The following is an 18,540-nucleotide window of genomic DNA, read 5'->3' as shown; positions in this document are numbered from 1 at the left end:
AAAACATAATGAGGTGAGAAGATGCGCAAGAAAGTAATTGCTGGAAACTGGAAGATGAACAAAGTTTCAACAGAAGCGAATCAATTTGTTGATGAAGTCGGAGCAGAAATACCTGAAGATAAGAATGTAGAGGCAATTGTTTGTGCGCCATTCCCATTTTTAGCATCTCTTGTTGATAAAACAAAAGATACAAATCTTAAAGTTGCTGCACAAACGATGCACTATGAAGAAAGTGGAGCTTTTACCGGTGAAGTAAGTCCAGTTATGCTAGAGGATTTAGGTATAACGCATGTTGTACTTGGACATTCGGAGCGACGAGAATATTATAATGAAACGGACGAAACGGTGAATAAAAAAGTTCATGCTGCATTTAATCATCATTTAGTTCCAATTGTTTGTGTTGGTGAAACCCTAGAACAGCGTGAGGCAAATGAAACAATGGATCATGTCGAAAACCAAGTGATTAAAGCTTTAGAAGGTCTATCAGACCAACAAGTGGCTGAAACGATCATAGCTTATGAACCGATTTGGGCAATTGGTACAGGTAAAACAGCTACAAGTGCTGAAGCAAATGAAGTATGTGCATATATTAGACAAGTTATTGCAAAACTTACTTCAAAGGAAACAGCAGACCATGTAGTTATTCAATATGGTGGAAGTGTAAAACCAGCTAATATAGAGGAGTTACTAGCACAATCCGATATTGACGGTGCATTAGTTGGTGGTGCTAGCCTTCAACCAGAATCCTTCTTACAATTAGTGGAGGCAGGTAAAAAATGAAACAGGATAAATTAGCAGCATTAATCATCTTGGATGGCTTCGCTCTTCGTGATGAGGAAAAAGGAAATGCTGTAAAGCAAGCCAATACTCCTAACTTTGATCGTTATTGGAATACCTATGCTCACAATCAATTAACAGCATGTGGTGAGGCAGTTGGTCTACCTGAAGGGCAAATGGGAAACTCCGAGGTCGGGCATTTAAATATTGGAGCTGGGCGCATCGTTTATCAAAGTTTAACTCGTGTGAATTTGTCCATTAAGAATGGCGAGTTCTTTGAAAAAGAGGCCTTTAAAAAATCAATAGAAAATGCGAAGAAAAACAAAAAAGCATTGCATGTTTTTGGATTGCTTTCCGATGGAGGCGTGCATAGTCATATCAATCATTTATTTGCTTTATTAAAACTAGCAAAAGATAATGAGTTGAAAGAAGTGTACATCCATGCATTTCTTGATGGACGAGATGTTGGTCCGCAAACAGCGAAAGAATATATTAAACAAACGCAGGATAAGATCAAGGAATACGGTGTTGGTCAATTTGCAACCATTTCAGGCCGCTATTATTCCATGGATCGTGACAAACGTTGGGATCGTGTGAAAAAAGCGTATGATGCAATGGTATATGGAGAAGGACCAGCATATCAAGACCCAATAGAGGTTGTTGACGATTCATATGCAAATGAAATTTACGATGAGTTTGTTATACCATCTGTCATCACAGATGAAAACGGTGAAGCAGTTGGGAAAATTAAAGATGGAGATTCTATAATCTTTTATAACTTCCGTCCAGATCGCGCTATTCAGATTTCACGTACCTTTGCAAATGAAGATTTTCGTGATTTTGATCGTGGTGAGCACGTGCCAAAAAATTTGGACTTTGTAATGTTAACGAATTTTAGTGAAACAGTCGATGGCTATGTTGCTTACGAACCTGTTAACCTAGATAATACAGTTGGCGAAGTATTATCTCAGCATAATTTGAAGCAATTACGTATTGCTGAGACAGAAAAATATCCACATGTCACTTTCTTTATGAGTGGTGGTCGTGAGAAAGAATTTGATGGTGAAAAACGTGTATTGATTGATTCGCCAAAGGTTGCAACATATGATTTAAAACCAGAAATGAGTGCTTATGGAGTGACGGACGCGTTGCTCAAAGAACTTGATGCTGGTGAACACAATGCAATTATCTTGAACTTTGCTAACCCGGACATGGTTGGACATTCTGGTAAATTACAGCCGACTATTAAAGCAATTGAAGTAGTTGATGAATGTCTAGGGAAAATTGTTGATAAAATTAAAGAGCTTGGCGGGAATGCCATTATTACTGCTGATCACGGTAATTCTGATGAGGTAGTTACGCTTGAAGGTAAGCCAATGACTGCTCATACGACAAATCCTGTTCCGGTAATTGTGACAGAAGAAAATATAACATTACGAGATGGTGGGATTTTAGCTGATCTATCACCAACCTTATTGGATTTACTAGGTATTGAAAAACCAGAAGAAATGACTGGCGAATCATTAATTAAATAAAAGGAAATTAAAGGAGAGAAAAATTATGCCATACATTACTGATGTATATGCACGTGAAGTATTAGACTCACGCGGTAACCCGACAGTTGAAGTGGAAGTATTTACAGAATCAGGTGCCTTCGGTTCTGCACTTGTGCCAAGCGGTGCATCTACCGGTGAATACGAGGCTGTGGAATTACGTGATGGTGATAAAGATCGTTATCTTGGAAAAGGTGTTCTAAAAGCAGTTCAAAACGTAAATGAAATAATTGCACCTGAATTACTTGGGATTGATGTTACTCGTCAGAATATCATCGATGCGTTAATGATCGAATTAGATGGAACTGAAAATAAAGGCAAACTTGGTGCTAACGCAATTCTTGGTGTATCCATGGCTGTAGCACATGCTGCTGCTAGTTATCTTGAAGTACCGTTATATAACTACCTCGGTGGATTTAATGCAAAAACCCTACCAACACCAATGATGAATATTCTTAATGGTGGTGAGCATGCCGATAATAACGTAGATATTCAAGAGTTTATGGTTATGCCAGTTGGAGCAGAAACGTTCCAAGAAGCACTACGTACGGGTGCTGAAATTTTCCATTCATTGAAAAATGTATTAAAATCAAAGGGGTATAACACAGCTGTTGGTGACGAAGGCGGATTTGCACCAAACCTTGCTTCTAATGAAGAAGCTTTACAAACAATTGTGGAAGCAATTGAAGCTGCTGGTTACAAGCCAGGAGAAGAAGTGAAGCTTGCAATGGATGTTGCTGCTTCAGAAATATATGAAGATGGTAAATATAATCTAAAAGGTGAAGGTGTTGTTCGTACTTCTGAAGAGATGGTTGATTGGTATGAAGACATGATCAACAAATACCCAATTATCTCCATTGAAGATGGACTAGATGAAAATGATTGGGATGGATTTAAAGTATTAACAGATCGTCTTGGTGGACGAGTACAGCTTGTCGGAGATGATTTATTTGTAACAAATACTAATAAGCTTTCCAAAGGTATTGAACAAGGTATTGGAAACTCTATCTTAGTAAAAGTTAATCAAATCGGTACATTAACAGAGACGTTCGAAGCAATCGAAATGGCAAAACGCGCTGGCTATACAGCGGTTATCTCACACCGTTCAGGAGAAACAGAAGATGCAACGATCGCTGACATTGCTGTAGCGACTAATGCAGGTCAGATCAAAACAGGTGCACCTTCTCGAACAGATCGTGTAGCTAAATACAATCAACTGCTTCGCATTGAAGATGAGCTAGCAGGCATGGGTGAATATGCTGGTAAGACAGCGTTCTATAACCTAAATAAATAGGGAAGAAAACCTCTTAAGGTATGGTGGTTATACTTTAAGAGGTTTTTTATAGGTTTATCCCACACATATAACTGGCAGTAATAATCCACTTTAAGCAATAAAGTAAAACCACTATGGGGAAGTGGAGGATCGATTGCCGGTAAATGTCCGGTCGGTTCAAAGGATTTTAGGTCTGTGGTGCTAACAATCAATGTGGGATAAATAAAACCCCCACTGATTAAAGTGTCACTTTATGCAGAAGTTGCTTCTATGTTCATAGAAGTTTCTATATTTTTTGAGTTTCTTAAACTTGATTAAATGGACGAATTATGTCATAGTTACTATGGAATTAATAATAGAATACTAAAGTTGTAGGGGGACCAGTGTTGCTGGTTGAGATTGTATCCGTAAGGTACTGACTCTTAGAACCTGATCTGGTTTAAACCAGCGTAGGGAACATGTTTGATACATCAAATATTAAGTTGTATATGCCCTAATGGTGATTAACCATCTAGGGCATTTTTTATAGTCTAAGAAATTATAAAATTTGCGTGTTGAGCTGCGTCCAGCTCCAGCGCCCAGAAACTAGGCTACTTCATCATGAATCGCCCTAATCTAAATCATCATCGGCTCGCAAGCTCACCGTGAGTCCTTTATCTCCGTTGAATCGTCGCTGCGTTGCTAATCGGGTGTTTGCGCTTTTATTCTTAGCGAAGGAATTACAGTCAAACAAGATGATACATACGCTGTTCCTTACAATGAGAAAGGTATTCAAGAGGAGGAAAACATTGAAGAAGCTTTTACTGCTTAGTTTAGGGATTACACTGCTTATATTAACGGCATGTGGTACAGAAGAGAAAGAACAAAGTCAGCAGAACAATGACTCAACAGAAAAGAAAAAGATCTCTGTTGTACTTGATTGGACACCAAATACGAATCATACAGGATTATATGTTGCAAAAGAGAAGGGATATTTTGAAGAGCAAGGCCTTGATGTGGACATAATTATGCCTGGTGAAGCGGGAGCAGATCAGTTAATTGCATCTGGTAAAGCAGATTTTGGTGTGAGTTATCAGGAGGGGATTACTGAAGCTCGTGTACAAGATATACCGATTGTTTCCATTGCTGCTGTTATACAGCATAATACCTCAGGTTTTGCCTCACCCAAGAATAAACAGATTACTACACCTAAAGATTTTGAAGATAAAACATATGGTGGCTGGGGAGCTCCGGTAGAAAAAGCGGTTCTAACCTCACTCATGCAGCAGGAAAATGCTAATGTAGAATCAGTTGATATTATCAACATGGGCGATACGGACTTTTTTACTGCGGTGAAAAGAGATATTGATTTTGCGTGGATTTATTATGGTTGGACTGGTGTAGAGGCAGAGCTCCGTGATGAAGAAATTAATATGGTGTATTTAACCGATTATTCGTCAAATTTAGATTATTACACGCCGGTTTTAGCTACCAATGAAAAAATGATCAAAGATGATCCAGAAACAGTTAAGCAATTCTTAGCTGCAGTATCTAAAGGTTATAATCTAGCAATTGAGCAACCAGAGGAAGCCGCTGATATCTTAATTAACGCTGTTCCTGATTTGGATGCAGAATTAGTAAAAGCAAGTCAAGCTTGGTTAGCGTCAAAGTATCAAGATGATGCGGACCAGTGGGGGAAACAAAAGCAAGAGGTATGGGAGAATTACGCCAATTGGATGTATGAGAATGAGCTGTTAGATAAACCGTTAGATAGTGAAAAAGCATTTACAAATGAGTTTTTACCAGAAACAAAGGAGGAATAAATGATGGCAGATGCACTAGTTAGTATTCAAATTATCCCGAAAACGAAAAATGGTGAAGATGTTATTCCGTATGTGGATGAAGCGATTAAGATTATCGATCATTCCGGAGTTAAGTATCAGGTAAGTCCACTAGAAACTACAATGCAAGGTGATCTTGCAGAACTATTTGGAATTATTGAGAAGATGAATAAAAGGATGACTGAAATTGGTTGTGAAAATGTTATTTCACAGGTGAAGGTTCTTTATCAACCTTCTGGAGCTTCCATGGAACAATTAACGGAGAAGTATCGCTAATGAGAAGATTGCGAGAAAAGGGATGGCGACCAGCTCTGGTCCTCATCCTTTTCCTTATCAGTTGGGAAATAGCTTGTCGTATTTTTTCGATCCCAGCTTGGCTACTACCTGCTCCAAGTGTAATATGGCAAGAAGCTGTCAATGGCTGGCCAAATTATGCTAGTCATCTACAATCGACTATCCAACTATCGATTATCGGATTTATGATAGGCAGCAGTGTAGGTACGCTCGTTGCTGTTTGTCTTCATCTCATTCCGACAGTTAGGGAAGCCTTTTATCCATTATTAATAATATCACAGAATATACCTATTATTATTTTAGCTCCCTTATTAGTAATTTGGTTTGGTTTTGGAATATTGCCGAAATTAATTGTTATTACACTTGTTTGTTTTTTTCCAATAACTATAGCAGCTTTAGATGGATTTAGACAAACAAGTGGAGAACTGAAACACTATATGCAAATGACAGGTGCCAGTAAAGGGCAAATCTTTCGTAAGCTAGAGTGGCCATATGGATTACCTTCTTTGTTTAGTGGTTTAAAGATATCGGCGACATATAGCGTAATGGGAGCGGTGATATCTGAATGGCTTGGTGCAAGTGAAGGAATTGGAGTATATATGACTTTGGCATCTTCGTCTTTCCGAACAGATCGTGTCTTTGTTGCTATCTTATTTATAGTGCTGTTAAGTTTATTGTTTTTTGGTTGTATTTCATTAATTGAAAAAAGAGTAATTAAATGGAAACCGGAAGAAGGGAAGATCAGTGAGTAACTTAGAACTTGTAAATCTAACAAAAAAATATGGGGAAACTACTATTCTTAATCGTATTTCATTAACGGTGCGAAACGGAGAGTTTGTTTCGATTGTTGGACCATCAGGAAGTGGGAAGAGCACGTTATTTCGACTGATTGGAGGGATTACCTCACCTAATTCCGGTACGATTAAATTAAATGGAAAAGAGATTATCGGCAAACGGGGATTCATCAGCTATATGCCTCAATCAGATTCCTTACTTCCTTGGCGTTCGATTTTACAAAATGTTGTCTTAGCGGCAGAAATTGCAGGTAGAAAAGATGAATTAGAAGCAAAACGAATGCTAGAACGAGCTGGCTTAAAAGGATATGAAAATGCATATCCCCATGAATTATCTGGAGGAATGAAGCAGCGCGCTTCTTTTGTACGCAGTATTTTAAGTCCCCAGCCTGTTATTTGTTTAGATGAACCATTTTCCGCATTGGATGAATTTACCCGTTTGGACATGCAAAAGTGGTTATTAGCAATGTGGAATGAGCATCAACGATCAATCCTTTTCGTAACGCATAATATAGAAGAAGCATTATTTCTATCTGATCGTGTGATCGTGTTGTCAGCTCGTCCGGCTTCGATAAAAAAAGAATTCACAATTCCTTTTTCAAGACCAAGAGAGGAAGCGTTAGTTTTATCAGAAGCATTTCTAGAGTATAAGAAAAGGATATATCAGGAATTGAGGGCTACAAATGGATAGCTTCATTATTGATGCACACATTCACTTAGATATGTATACACAGGAGGAACAAACAGAAATTATTAAATCTTTGAAACGGCATCATGTTAGCTCACTAATTTCTGTTTCGAATAACCTAGCATCGTCAATTTCCAATTTAAGGTTAGCGGAGAGATGTTCCGCAGTTAAACCTGCTTTCGGATTTCATCCGGAACAAGAAATACCTAACGATAATGATATAGCTGATTTAATACAATTTATTGACTCGAATCTAGACAGAGCAATTGCGGTAGGTGAAGTAGGTCTACCTTATTACAAGCGACAAGAAAATTCAAATTTAATGGTAAAGCCATATATTGAATTACTAGAATTATTTATACGAAAAGCTAAAGAATGGAATAAGCCAATTGTACTTCATGCAGTTTATGATGATGCTACCATTGCCTGTGATTTATTAGAAAAGTATTCCATCACCAATGCACAGTTTCATTGGTTTAAGGGTGACAAACCTACAATGGAACGAATGAGCCAGAATGGATATTTTATATCCATCACACCAGATGTCATGTACGAACGAGAAATTAACCAGCTAGTTAATAAATACCCAATAACTCATATGATGGTGGAAACGGATGGGCCTTGGCAGTTTGCTGGTCCGTTTATCAACCAACTGACCCATCCAAAAATGATCCATAAGTCGATTAAACAAATAGCGACAATTAAAAAAATGCCTCTTCCTGATGTACAGGAACAACTTTATGTTAATACATCCCAGTTCTTTCATCTTAAGAATGACAAGTGAACATAGGACGAGTATGAATGGGAATATCATGTTAACAAGACATATGTTTATGGAGGGTTTTTATGTCTCAAAAAGTGTTGTTATTTGGTGATGTAGGTATTGATGATACAATCGCGCTTATCTATGCTTATTTGAACGATGATGTAGAAGTCATCGGCATTGTGGCGGATTATGGAAACGTATCAAGAGAAAATGCAATTGCGAATATCTTATATATCCGCAGTCTTTTTCCAACAAAAGAGGTAGAGGATATTAAAGTAATTGCTGGTGCACATATTCCAATGACTGGAGAACCCCCAGTATATGTTCCGGAAATACATGGGGAATATGGATTGGGACCAATTATTCCCCCTAAAAATATGCAGAATGGTATTAGCGAAAATTTCTGTGAAATTATTGATTTAATTGAAACGTATAAAGATGAATTAGTGATTGTTAATATTGGAAGATTGACTTCTTTAGCTAGCTTATTCATCTTATATAAATCATTAATGACTACCATAAAGGAATATTACATTATGGGTGGCGCTTTCTGGGTACCAGGTAATATTACAGCTGTCTCTGAAGCTAATTTTCATGGTGACCCAGTGGCTGCTCAAGTAGTACTTGCTCACGCAAACAATGTAACCATTATTCCTCTTAATGTCACTAAATATGCGATAGCAACACCTCAAATGGTTGAGTATATTGATCGAATGGGTTCCGTTAGTATTGTGAAAGTATTACTGGATTATTATTATGATTTTTATAAAAAACGCAACCCATCGATTCAAGGTAGCCCATTACATGATGTATTGACACTTATGGCCGTTGTAAAGCCTGATATGATGACATATCAATATCTTCCTGTTCATATCATTCAAGCGCAGACAGGAATAGTGAGGGGACAAAGTATTGCTGATATTCGTCCATATGTTAATTTAGAAGATATGCAAGATGGTGAAGAGGTAGGTGGGAGAGTCCATCGTATTGCCTTTAATCTCGATTATCAAAAATTCTATATTGATTTCATGTCCATTATGACTGGTGAAAGATTCAGCTAGAAGAAAATATTCCCTATAATAGTAATAGTATGTTATAATATAAGTAAGCGTTTGCAAATAGGTTTATCAAGCAGTTCAATCTAAACTTGAAACAGGGGAGTCATGACGAAGTAGTCATTTATACTATCTTATAAACAAAGAAGATGACCTCAGGGAGAAATCACCTTCTTTATTTGTATAGCTATTCTGTTTTCTCTTTAATAAATTCTACAACTTCTTCAGCAGTACCCATTGAAAGGATTTTATCTTTATAAGCTACCATTTTTTCTTTAGATAGCTTACGAAGTTGTGTACGAGCCGGTAAGATCGACGTTGCACTCATACTGAATTCATCTAAACCAAGACCAAGTAGAATTGGAATAGCAATGGAGTCACCTGCCATCTCACCGCACATTCCAACCCATTTATCCTCACTATGTGCTGCTTCAATAACAGTATGGATTAGGTTCAGAATTGCAGGGTTATATGGTTGATATAGGTAGGAAACCTGCTCATTCATTCGGTCAGCAGCCATCGTATATTGGATTAAATCGTTTGTTCCAATACTGAAGAAGTCAACTTCCTTTGCAAATTGCTTAGCGATTACAGCTGTGGATGGAATCTCCACCATGATACCAACCTCAATGTCGTTGGAAACTTCGAAACCTTCTTTTAGTAAGGATTCTTTTTCGTCCATTAAAATAGCCTTAGCCTTGCGGAATTCTTCCAATGTTGCGATCATCGGGAACATGATTTTTAAGTTACCGTAAACGCTTGCTCGTAAAAGTGCACGTAATTGTGGACGAAAGACATTCTCATTTTCTAAGCAGAAGCGAATAGCTCGGAAGCCAAGGAATGGATTTAGTTCCTTAGGAAGGTCTAAATAGTTTAATTCCTTATCTCCACCAATATCCAATGTACGAACAACGACAGGCTTTCCTTCCATTTGCTCTAGTACTGATTTGTAAGCAGTGAACTGCTCTTCTTCTGTTGGGAGCTGACTTTTACCCATATATAAAAATTCTGTACGATATAGTCCAATGCCTTCACCGCCATTAGCTAGCACACCTTCAACATCATCTGGAGTACCAATGTTGGCAGCTAGTTCCACTTGTTCTCCATCTTCCGAAAATGTAGGCTCGTCTTTTAGCTTAGCCCATTCTTGCTTCATCTCGGCAAACGCTTCTTGTTTCTTTCGATATTCTGCTATTTCTTCTTCAGACGGATTGATAATAACTATTCCTGCATTTCCGTCAACAATGATCGTATCATCTTTTTTAACAGATGCTGTTATTTCTTTCGTACCAACAACCGCAGGAATTTCTAATGACCTAGCCATAATCGCTGAATGGGAGGTGCGGCCACCGATATCAGTAGCAAAGCCCTTAACAAAATCACGATTTAATTGTGCAGTATCCGAAGGGGTTAAATCGTTCGCAATGACAATTACCTCTTCGTTAATTAAAGCAGGATCAGGGAAGGTAACCCCTAATAAATGAGCCATAACTCGCTTTGTTACATCATGAATATCTGCAGCGCGTTCACGCATATAGGCATTATCCATATTCTTAAACATATCGATAAACATATTGGCTGTTTCTTCAAGAGCAGTTTCGGCAATGACATTTTCAGCTTTTATTTTATCCTTAATAGGGTTTATTAGTTCAGGGTCACTAAGTACTAATAAATGGGCTGAAAAAATTTCGGCATGTTCATCACCGATATTTTCTTTAGTATGTGCCTTGATTTTCTCAAGTTCTTGCTTAGAAATTTCAAGCGCTTTATCTAATCGCTCTATTTCGACATCTGGATTGTCGATAGATACTTTTTCAAATGACAAATCTGGAGATGCAAGCTGGTATACTTTTGCGATTGCAATTCCAGATGAAGCGGCAATTCCTTGAACATTTGACATATTTGTTACCCAACCTTTCTACAATTCAATCAACCTCTATTTTACCCCCTTGGATTAGTAGGTACAAGCAATCAGCGACAATTTATTTAAAGTTTGTCGAAAAAGACGGAAAAAAGTTAGAAATTATTTAAAAAGTACGAGTGAATTCGGGGTTTCACTCTATATACTGGAAATATTTGCTTGTAACCAGCTATTTATTGCAGTATACACCTCTTCTTTATTTGCTTCATTCAACAGTTCATGTCTACCATTTGTAAAGACCATTGTAGTTATGCTTTCAAGACCGGCTTTTTCAAAAAGTCGTGCTGTCTTCCAGATCCCCTTTTCATAGTTACCGACCGGATCACAGTCACCACTTAGGATGAGAAGTGGAAAATTATGACGAATATGCTTATTATTGCTTGTCTTTTGCATAGTAAGTAAACCTTCCATTAAGTCAAAAAAGAAACGACCAGTAGGGATAAAGCCTGTAAATGGATCTTTTACGTATTTTTGAACCGTTACATGATCACTACTTAACCATTCATAGCCAGTGGAAGCATCTGCGATTTTTTTATTATATGTACCAAATACAAGCTTGTTCATCCACGGTGCTTCTTTCTTTGGTGAAAAGAAGCTAGCCAGTTGCTTACCGGCTATTGTTTTTAAACGAGGAAAATGACCCGTTCCAGATAGAATAGCGCCATCCACTAAGCTACTATTTTGCTGAATAAAAATGCGAATAAGAAAAGAGCCCATACTATGACCAATTAAAAATAGAGGTAACGTAGGGTGGCTTGCTTTAATTTGTTTAGATAGCTGGACGAGATCATCAGCAGTCCTAAAAAATCCATGACTATCAGCGAAATATCCTAATTTCCCCTGTCTCTCACCAGTTCTACCATGCCCTCGATGATCATTTCCATAAACAATAAAACCTTGTGAAGTTAAGTATGAAGCAAAATTCTCATATCGTTCGATATGTTCCATCATACCATGTGCAATTTGTATGACTGCTTTAGCTTGTTTTTTGGGTTCCCACTTTTGAACAAAGATATCAACATTATCTGGTGATGTGTACCAAAAGGTATTTTTAAGATTCATTTTACTCCTCCTCCGTTTGTATTCCCACTTCTGCACAAATAGTCTTATTAGTGGAATGATGATGTTATGCATAAGTATTATTCCTTATTTTCTGATAAAAAGAAAGGGATTCGACAATTTTTATAGAATCATTTAATGACAAAGATTAAAAAATAGGAGTGATACAATCATGAAAAACAAATGGATAACACTTTCAATTACAGGGGCCTTAATACTTGGAACAACAGCCATTGGGACACCAATAGTAAATGCAGTGGGAGAAGGTCCAAATTATAACGGGAAGGAAACCATTACGAATTCGATTCTTCATTCGCATCAAGAACTAGTAGATTTCTTGCATAAGCAAGAAGCAAAGCAAGAAGCAATGGAATTAGAAGTAATTGGTCAATCGGTAAAGGGCAGAGATCTACACTTAGTAAAATATATCAAGAATCCAGAAAATCCTACTATTTTGTTCCTCACTCAGCAGCATGGCAATGAAGCATTAACTACTGAGGGAGCATTACAGTTTATTAAACAACTTGGAACCGGAAAAATGAAAGGTATTCTCAAGGACGTAAACGTCCTTATCATTCCTAGACTAAATGTAGATGGTGCGATGGGAGATGTAAACTTTCCTTTAGATGATTATATTGCTAGTGGAGACCATCATTTAACGAGATATAACGCAAATGAAGTGGATCTAAATAGAGATCATGTTGAAAGATTACAACCAGAAACAAAAGCATTACATGACAATGTACTTGGTCCCTACGATGTTGATTATATGATTGATTTACACCATCAAGCAACCCAAAGTGAGGTAGATGGTAAACTAGTTTCGGGCTCTATATTGTATCCAACTACAGACAATGCTAATGAGACGGTAGTTAAAAAGTCGAAACAATTAGGTGCAGTTGTATATGATGCTATTGACTCTAAAGGATGGGGACATATCGGTAAATATCAGGGAGGTTCGGCGGAGACGATTAGTCGAAATGGAATTGCAGTAGAATATGGTATTTCGACATTACTATTTGAAATGCGTGGAATGGCAGATCATGAATGGGAATCGTATGTACTTGGTCAAAAAAGTAATGGATATTTAATTAAGCAAACAGTCATTACACTGGAGGAAACAGTTAGGGCAATTGCTGATAGATCGATTGAGTCAAAAGATACCTCTTTTTGGGATTCTTTACCTTATCAGACAAGGAGAACAACAGAATAAACTGATTTAATGTGTATTTCTATTCCGTATCAAAGGTTTGGTAGGATATGTCAGTCGCAAGGTTTTCCATTTCTCCGTACTGTGGTTTTAAATAAAAATATATCGATTATTCTCAAAGCCTTTCCACAGAGAAAACAACTGGAAAATAAGGGACGCCGGGGGATAGAGAAGACGTGACAAGATCTATTTAAAGCATTAGTAATTCTGCCGGCGTAATTCGTACTATACTCTTCATGGTCAATTGTCTAACGTAATCGAAAAAGCTTGCTATGACAAAGTAAGTTATGCTAAAGTTATAAGTAGGTTCAAGTATGCTAGGTACGGCATATGTGGTAACGGATGAAATTCAGATTTTTTGTTTGGTTATATGTTACAGGGGGTATCATACAAATATGCTAGGAATCGTAAATGTATTATTAGTGATTGATGGAATTATTATGATTGTACTTGTATTATTGCAGTCTGGGAAAAGTGAAGGCTTATCTGGCGCGATTTCCGGTGGTGCTGAACAATTATTTGGGAAACAGAAAGCACGAGGCATTGATCTTGTTTTACACCGAGGAACGATCGTAACAGCCGTAATATTTTTTGTACTAGCTTTTCTGAGCGCATATGTTTTACAATAGATACGAACCCTTATCACTAATAGTGGTAAGGGTTTTTACTTTAAGGTAAAAAGGGTAAAGTAGATAAAGAAAGAAAGCAGAAGGAGTTGCAGTAAGAATGAAAGTTAAACAACCACAACCTTTTACGTTTGAAGCTGGACCGCGTGCGGTATTATTACTACATGGCTTTACTGGGCATTCTGCAGATGTCCGAATGCTAGGAAGGTATTTAGAAAAACGAGGATATACAAGTCATGCTCCTATTTATCGTGGACACGGACTACCACCAGAAGAATTAGTAAAGGCAACACCAGATGAATGGTGGGAAGATGTAAAAGAAGCCTATCAACATTTAAAGGAACTTGGATACAATGAAATAGCAGTAGCTGGCTTATCCTTAGGAGGAGTATTAGGCTTGAAAATTGCCTATACCGAAAAAACAAAAGCAGTCATAACGATGTGTTCTCCTATGTTTTTTGATAATGAAACACAGCTAACCAAAGGATTTACAGCATTTGCTAAAGAGTACAAACAATTAGAAAGAAAAGATAAAGATGTTATCGAAAAAGAAGTTGAGGAACTGTTGAAGAATTCAACCGATGTATTTACTCACCTAGGAAAATTTATTAATGAGGTCAAAAATGAAGTGGATACAATCTACACACCTACGATGGTAGTTCAGGCGAGAAAAGATAACATGATAAATACGGATAGTGCAAATTATATTTATGATAATGTCGAATCTGATCAAAAAGCAATTCATTGGTATGAGGACTCTGGACATGTAATCACAATGGATAAAGAGAAAGAACAAGTATTTGAAGATATTTATCAATTCCTTGAAACATTAAACTGGGAAGAATGATTATATTCAACAAAGAACGTTAACAATAATAGAAAGAAGGTGAAGAAAGTGAAGGAAAAAATACAAAATTATTTTAAAGAAAATGGAACAAAACCATTAGCAGTAGACGAATTAGAAGAAGTGTTAGAAATTGAGGATGCAATAGAATTCAAAGAACTGGTCAAAGCACTTAATCAATTAGAAGAAGAAGGTGAACTGGTTCGAACTCGAAAAAATCGATTTGGTCTTCCAGAAAAAATGAATCTGATACGGGGCAGAATTCAAATGCATGCGAAAGGATTTGCATTCTTAATTCCAGATGATGAGAAGCAAGATGATGTTTATGTCCACCACTCTGATCTGGCATCTGCAATGAATAACGATAAAGTACTGGTACGTATTGAAAAAAGGGATAAAGATGGAAATCGTCCTGAAGGTACAGTGATCCGCATATTAGAACGAGCAACTTTGCAGGTAGTGGGCACATTTGAGGATAATCGTTCATTTGGGTTTGTGATAGCGGATGATAAGCGGATTCCTAATGATATCTTCATCCCAAAAAATATGACGAATGGAGCTGTAAGTGGGCATAAAGTAATTGCCCATATTACAAAATATCCAGAGGGAAAGAAAAGTGCTGAGGGAGAAATTATTCATATACTTGGTCATAAAAATGATCCAGGTATTGATATTATATCAATTATCCATAAGCACGGTATTAAGATGGACTTCCCTAATAAAGTGCTTGATCAAGCCGCTGCTACACCAGAAACAATCTCAGCAGATGAAATAAAGGAAAGAAGAGATCTACGTAATGAAACAATTGTTACTATTGATGGTGCAGATGCAAAGGATTTAGATGATGCCGTTTCTGTAAAAAAATTAGACAATGGTAATTATAAGCTAGGTGTCTATATTGCAGATGTTAGTTATTATGTGGAAGAAGGAAGTCCGATTGATCAAGAAGCGCTAGAAAGAGGAACAAGTGTCTATCTAGTGGATCGGGTTATTCCAATGATACCTCATCGTTTATCCAATGGTATTTGTTCCTTAAATCCTCAAGTCGATCGATTAACCTTAGGTTGTGAAATGGAAATTGATACTAGTGGAAACATTGTTGACCATGAGATTTTCCAAAGTGTCATCCGTACGAATGAGCGAATGACTTATTCCGATGTAAATAAAATTCTTGTAGATAAAGATGAGGCATTACGTGAACGTTATAGGGAATTAGTACCTGTTTTTGAAAATATGGAGCAATTAGCTTCCGTACTGCGTCATAAACGGATGGATCGAGGAGCCATTGACTTTGATTTTAAGGAAGCAAAGGTTTTAGTGGATGAAAATGGTAAGCCAGAAGATGTGGTACTACGTGAGCGTTCTGTTGCTGAACGGTTAATTGAAGAATTTATGTTAGCCGCTAATGAAACAGTAGCAGAGCATTTCCATTGGTTAGATGTTCCATTTATCCATCGAATCCACGAAGACCCTGACCCAGGTAAGCTACAGACATTCTTTGAATTTTTAGCAGGGCTAGGTTATGTCGTAAAAGGGACGAACAACGAAGTTCATCCACAGGCATTACAAAAGGTACTGGAAGAAGTGCAGGGTAAACCAGAAGAAATGATTGTATCCAAGCTGATGCTACGGTCCATGCAGCAGGCAAAATATGATCCACAAAGCATTGGTCATTTTGGGCTGGCAACAGAGTTTTATACGCATTTCACTTCACCGATTCGCAGATATCCAGACTTGACAGTGCATCGATTAATCCGTACGTATCTTATTCAGAAAAAAATGGATCAGAAAACGATGCAGAAATGGAAAGATGCAATGCCAGAAATTTCTAGACAAACCTCAGAAGCAGAAAGAAGAGCTGTGGATGCAGAACGAGAAACAGATGATTTGAAAAAAGCAGAATTTATGAAAGATAAAATTGGTGAATCGTATACTGGTGTAATCAGCTCTATTACCAATTTTGGCTTGTTTGTTGAACTAGAAAATACAATTGAAGGATTAATTCATGTAAGCTACTTAACGGATGATTATTATCATTACGACCAACGAAGTCAGGCGATGATCGGTGAACGTACAGCAAATATGTACCGAATTGGTGATGAAGTAAAGGTGAAAGTAGCTGGTGTTAATTTAGATGAACGTACCGTTGATTTCGAAATGGTTTATTCGAAAAAGCCAAAGAAGCAAAAACGGATAAAAGCTAAAAGAGTTAAAAAGAAGTAAGAACGAACCGCTGCATCTATTCATTGATCAGCGGTTTCAAGATTTGCTGCATAGTGTTACCGTTATATAAGTTAATAAAGTGTTTGTCATATTCCTCTATTTTAATTTGGTAGAAGCCACTATTTAGATGCTTAATACTAACGATAAAACTATGTAACGCTTACTAAGAGGAAGTTTTTTTGTTTGTCGTTCTTATTTGAACTTGTAGAACCACTTGGTGCCATTATCACACAATGTTTTTCAACCAATTGATTTTCTCCATGGTTGCCGGAATGAAGGTATTTATCTTGCTAGATGAATTATTACCAGCAGCCAAGTAATATGATGAAGCACATCTATTGCGATAGATGAAGTAATGAGCGATATGACTGTCCTGACTATTAGCTTATTAGTAATGATTTGATTCATTTTTTTATTGGAATACTTCCAAATATTTGATAGAATAAGGTTCATGTAAGCAGTAGGAGGAAGTTCTTATGCCTAAAGGACAAGGAAATACAATTGCACAAAATAAACGAGCATCCCATGAATATTTTATTGAGGATACCTTTGAAGCGGGAATCGTCCTTCAAGGTACAGAAATAAAATCAATTCGAGCAGGAAGAGTAAATATTAAAGATTCACATGCTAGAATCGATCGAGGAGAAGTTAAACTAATTAACCTTCACATTGCGGAATATGAACAGGGAAATCGATTTAATCATGATCCAACTCGAACACGTAAGCTTTTGCTCCATCGTAAAGAAATTGATAAGTTAATTGGCTTAACGCAACAGCAAGGTTATGCGCTGGTTCCATTAAAAATTTATATCAAAAATGGATATGCTAAAGTATTATTAGGATTAGGAAAAGGGAAAAAGAAATATGATAAACGGGAAGATCTTAAGCGTAAACAAATGAAGCGAGATGTAGATCGTGCTATCAAAGAGCATATGCGATAAAAGCAAGGCAGATCTCATGAAAAATTTGACTTTTATACTAAAAATGTTATAATGAAGCATGTAATTAGGAAAGCAAAATAAAATTATATATGCTCATTCTTCCTAGCGTTACTCCTATTTTATGGGGACGTTACGGATTCGACAGGGGTAGATTGAGCTCAGGTTGCGCGTCGAGGTTACGGCTCGTAAAACGTTATCGCCTAAATATAACTGGCAAAGAAAACAATCAACCTGCTTTAGCAGCTGCGTAAGCACTGCTAAGCGATCCTTCCTGCTATTGCCCGTGTAGCAGATTGAAGGGTCTCAAATCGAGCGGGCTATACAATGATCCACCGTCTGAGGATGATTGTTGAAACCAATCAGACTAGCTTCTCTAAAGCCTGTCGATAGGCTGAAGAGTAAGCGAATGATAATATATCGACTATGCGTGTAGAAGCCTGAGTGGCGATATCTCTGGACGTGGGTTCGATTCCCACCGTCTCCACCAAATACATAATTGGTGGTTTTTTAGTTTAAGCGGTAACATATTTACCTGAATTAATATATTTTTGCTAATTAAAGTCGTCTTTCATTTGAGGATGGCTTTTTTGTTTATGAAATTACAAAAGTTACTCATGTGGGTAATTATGGGTGCGTTGAGCAGCGCCCAGAAACTAGGCGACTTCATGAATCACCCTAATCTAAGTCATCATAGGC

Annotated in this window: 16 protein-coding genes, 1 other RNA gene and 1 riboswitch; of the genes, 15 read left to right on the top strand and 2 right to left on the bottom strand. The window is 37.3% G+C overall.

The annotated features are described in order from the left end of the window. Positions 1–21: 21 nt before the first annotated feature. The 9 genes from tpiA (at position 22) to D9782_RS20890 (ending at position 9,026) form a co-directional block, all read left to right on the top strand. Positions 22–780 carry a triose-phosphate isomerase gene (tpiA, locus tag D9782_RS20930; RefSeq protein ID WP_121605643.1) on the top strand — a complete coding sequence of 253 codons (759 nt, stop codon included), beginning with the start codon at positions 22–24 and terminating at the stop codon, positions 778–780. Further along, positions 777–2,312, top strand: a complete 1,536-nt coding sequence (gene gpmI / locus D9782_RS20925) for a 2,3-bisphosphoglycerate-independent phosphoglycerate mutase (protein ID WP_026681631.1) — start codon at positions 777–779, stop codon at positions 2,310–2,312. Before tpiA ends, gpmI begins: the two co-directional genes overlap by 4 nt. Positions 2,313–2,337: 25 nt before the next feature. Then, a complete protein-coding gene (gene eno / locus D9782_RS20920; RefSeq protein ID WP_026681630.1) occupies positions 2,338–3,624 on the top strand; it encodes a phosphopyruvate hydratase in 1,287 nt (428 codons plus the stop codon). Between the two features lie 342 nt (positions 3,625–3,966). Further along, positions 3,967–4,076, top strand: a riboswitch (TPP riboswitch). Positions 4,077–4,391: 315 nt separating this feature from the next. Further along, a complete protein-coding gene (locus D9782_RS20915; protein ID WP_026681629.1) occupies positions 4,392–5,405 on the top strand; it encodes an ABC transporter substrate-binding protein in 1,014 nt (337 codons plus the stop codon). A gap of 3 nt (positions 5,406–5,408) precedes the next feature. Next, a complete protein-coding gene (locus D9782_RS20910; protein ID WP_026681628.1) occupies positions 5,409–5,699 on the top strand; it encodes a thiamine-binding protein in 291 nt (96 codons plus the stop codon). Continuing rightward, positions 5,699–6,469, top strand: a complete 771-nt coding sequence (locus D9782_RS20905) for an ABC transporter permease (protein WP_026681627.1) — start codon at positions 5,699–5,701, stop codon at positions 6,467–6,469. Before D9782_RS20910 ends, D9782_RS20905 begins: the two co-directional genes overlap by 1 nt. Beyond that, positions 6,462–7,202, top strand: a complete 741-nt coding sequence (locus D9782_RS20900) for an ABC transporter ATP-binding protein (protein WP_026681626.1) — start codon at positions 6,462–6,464, stop codon at positions 7,200–7,202. Before D9782_RS20905 ends, D9782_RS20900 begins: the two co-directional genes overlap by 8 nt. Next, positions 7,195–7,983, top strand: coding sequence for a TatD family hydrolase (locus D9782_RS20895; RefSeq protein WP_026681625.1), 789 nt, complete (start codon positions 7,195–7,197; stop codon positions 7,981–7,983). The genes D9782_RS20900 and D9782_RS20895 overlap by 8 nt, the downstream gene beginning before the upstream one ends. A 62-nt stretch (positions 7,984–8,045) precedes the next feature. After that, a complete protein-coding gene (locus tag D9782_RS20890; RefSeq protein WP_026681624.1) occupies positions 8,046–9,026 on the top strand; it encodes a nucleoside hydrolase in 981 nt (326 codons plus the stop codon). Positions 9,027–9,207: 181 nt separating this feature from the next. Here the strand turns inward: D9782_RS20890 and ptsP are convergent, their stop codons facing one another. Then, positions 9,208–10,920 (bottom strand): phosphoenolpyruvate--protein phosphotransferase, encoded by a 1,713-nt coding sequence (ptsP, locus tag D9782_RS20885; protein ID WP_121605642.1) that lies wholly within the window; start codon positions 10,918–10,920, stop codon positions 9,208–9,210. 159 nt (positions 10,921–11,079) lie between these two features. Beyond that, positions 11,080–12,003 carry an alpha/beta fold hydrolase gene (locus D9782_RS20880; RefSeq protein WP_026681622.1) on the bottom strand — a complete coding sequence of 308 codons (924 nt, stop codon included), beginning with the start codon at positions 12,001–12,003 and terminating at the stop codon, positions 11,080–11,082. Positions 12,004–12,172: 169 nt separating this feature from the next. Between D9782_RS20880 and D9782_RS20875 the strand changes: the two genes are divergently transcribed. The 6 genes from D9782_RS20875 (at position 12,173) to ssrA (ending at position 18,331) form a co-directional block, all read left to right on the top strand. Then, positions 12,173–13,213 (top strand): M14 family zinc carboxypeptidase, encoded by a 1,041-nt coding sequence (locus D9782_RS20875; RefSeq protein WP_121605641.1) that lies wholly within the window; start codon positions 12,173–12,175, stop codon positions 13,211–13,213. Positions 13,214–13,605: 392 nt separating this feature from the next. Then, positions 13,606–13,839: a preprotein translocase subunit SecG gene (gene secG / locus D9782_RS20870; protein WP_021289023.1), complete on the top strand. Its 234-nt coding sequence runs from the start codon at positions 13,606–13,608 to the stop codon at positions 13,837–13,839. 97 nt (positions 13,840–13,936) lie between these two features. Continuing rightward, positions 13,937–14,683, top strand: coding sequence for an alpha/beta hydrolase (locus D9782_RS20865; RefSeq protein ID WP_121605640.1), 747 nt, complete (start codon positions 13,937–13,939; stop codon positions 14,681–14,683). A gap of 48 nt (positions 14,684–14,731) precedes the next feature. Next, the gene (gene rnr, locus D9782_RS20860) at positions 14,732–16,903 is read left to right on the top strand and encodes a ribonuclease R (RefSeq protein WP_080668692.1); all 2,172 of its coding nucleotides are present in this window, start codon (positions 14,732–14,734) and stop codon (positions 16,901–16,903) included. Between the two features lie 476 nt (positions 16,904–17,379). Then, entirely contained in the window at positions 17,380–17,844 is a 465-nt protein-coding gene (gene smpB, locus D9782_RS20855) for an SsrA-binding protein SmpB (RefSeq protein ID WP_121605639.1), read from the top strand. 123 nt (positions 17,845–17,967) lie between these two features. Beyond that, positions 17,968–18,331: a transfer-messenger RNA gene (ssrA, locus tag D9782_RS20850) on the top strand. Positions 18,332–18,540: the final 209 nt, after the last annotated feature.

Origin of the sequence: Virgibacillus sp. Bac332, from assembly GCF_003667785.1 — a bacterium.
Classification (GTDB): domain Bacteria; phylum Bacillota; class Bacilli; order Bacillales; family Amphibacillaceae; genus Virgibacillus; species Virgibacillus salarius.
Note: the sequence above shows the minus strand (reverse complement) of the source record. Positions and strands in the feature narration are given on the sequence as shown.

What these genes read in the sequence shown, in the direction of transcription:
- smpB (WP_121605639.1), top strand. Translation starts at nt 17,380, where the DNA reads ATGCCTAAAGGACAAGGAAATACAATTGCACAAAATAAACGAGCATCC.
- D9782_RS20895 (WP_026681625.1), top strand. Translation starts at nt 7,195, where the DNA reads ATGGATAGCTTCATTATTGATGCACACATTCACTTAGATATGTATACA.
- D9782_RS20880 (WP_026681622.1), bottom strand. Translation starts at nt 12,003, where the DNA reads ATGAATCTTAAAAATACCTTTTGGTACACATCACCAGATAATGTTGAT.
- gpmI (WP_026681631.1), top strand. Translation starts at nt 777, where the DNA reads ATGAAACAGGATAAATTAGCAGCATTAATCATCTTGGATGGCTTCGCT.
- D9782_RS20865 (WP_121605640.1), top strand. Translation starts at nt 13,937, where the DNA reads ATGAAAGTTAAACAACCACAACCTTTTACGTTTGAAGCTGGACCGCGT.
- eno (WP_026681630.1), top strand. Translation starts at nt 2,338, where the DNA reads ATGCCATACATTACTGATGTATATGCACGTGAAGTATTAGACTCACGC.
- tpiA (WP_121605643.1), top strand. Translation starts at nt 22, where the DNA reads ATGCGCAAGAAAGTAATTGCTGGAAACTGGAAGATGAACAAAGTTTCA.
- D9782_RS20905 (WP_026681627.1), top strand. Translation starts at nt 5,699, where the DNA reads ATGAGAAGATTGCGAGAAAAGGGATGGCGACCAGCTCTGGTCCTCATC.
- ptsP (WP_121605642.1), bottom strand. Translation starts at nt 10,920, where the DNA reads ATGTCAAATGTTCAAGGAATTGCCGCTTCATCTGGAATTGCAATCGCA.
- D9782_RS20890 (WP_026681624.1), top strand. Translation starts at nt 8,046, where the DNA reads ATGTCTCAAAAAGTGTTGTTATTTGGTGATGTAGGTATTGATGATACA.
- D9782_RS20875 (WP_121605641.1), top strand. Translation starts at nt 12,173, where the DNA reads ATGAAAAACAAATGGATAACACTTTCAATTACAGGGGCCTTAATACTT.
- secG (WP_021289023.1), top strand. Translation starts at nt 13,606, where the DNA reads ATGCTAGGAATCGTAAATGTATTATTAGTGATTGATGGAATTATTATG.
- D9782_RS20910 (WP_026681628.1), top strand. Translation starts at nt 5,409, where the DNA reads ATGGCAGATGCACTAGTTAGTATTCAAATTATCCCGAAAACGAAAAAT.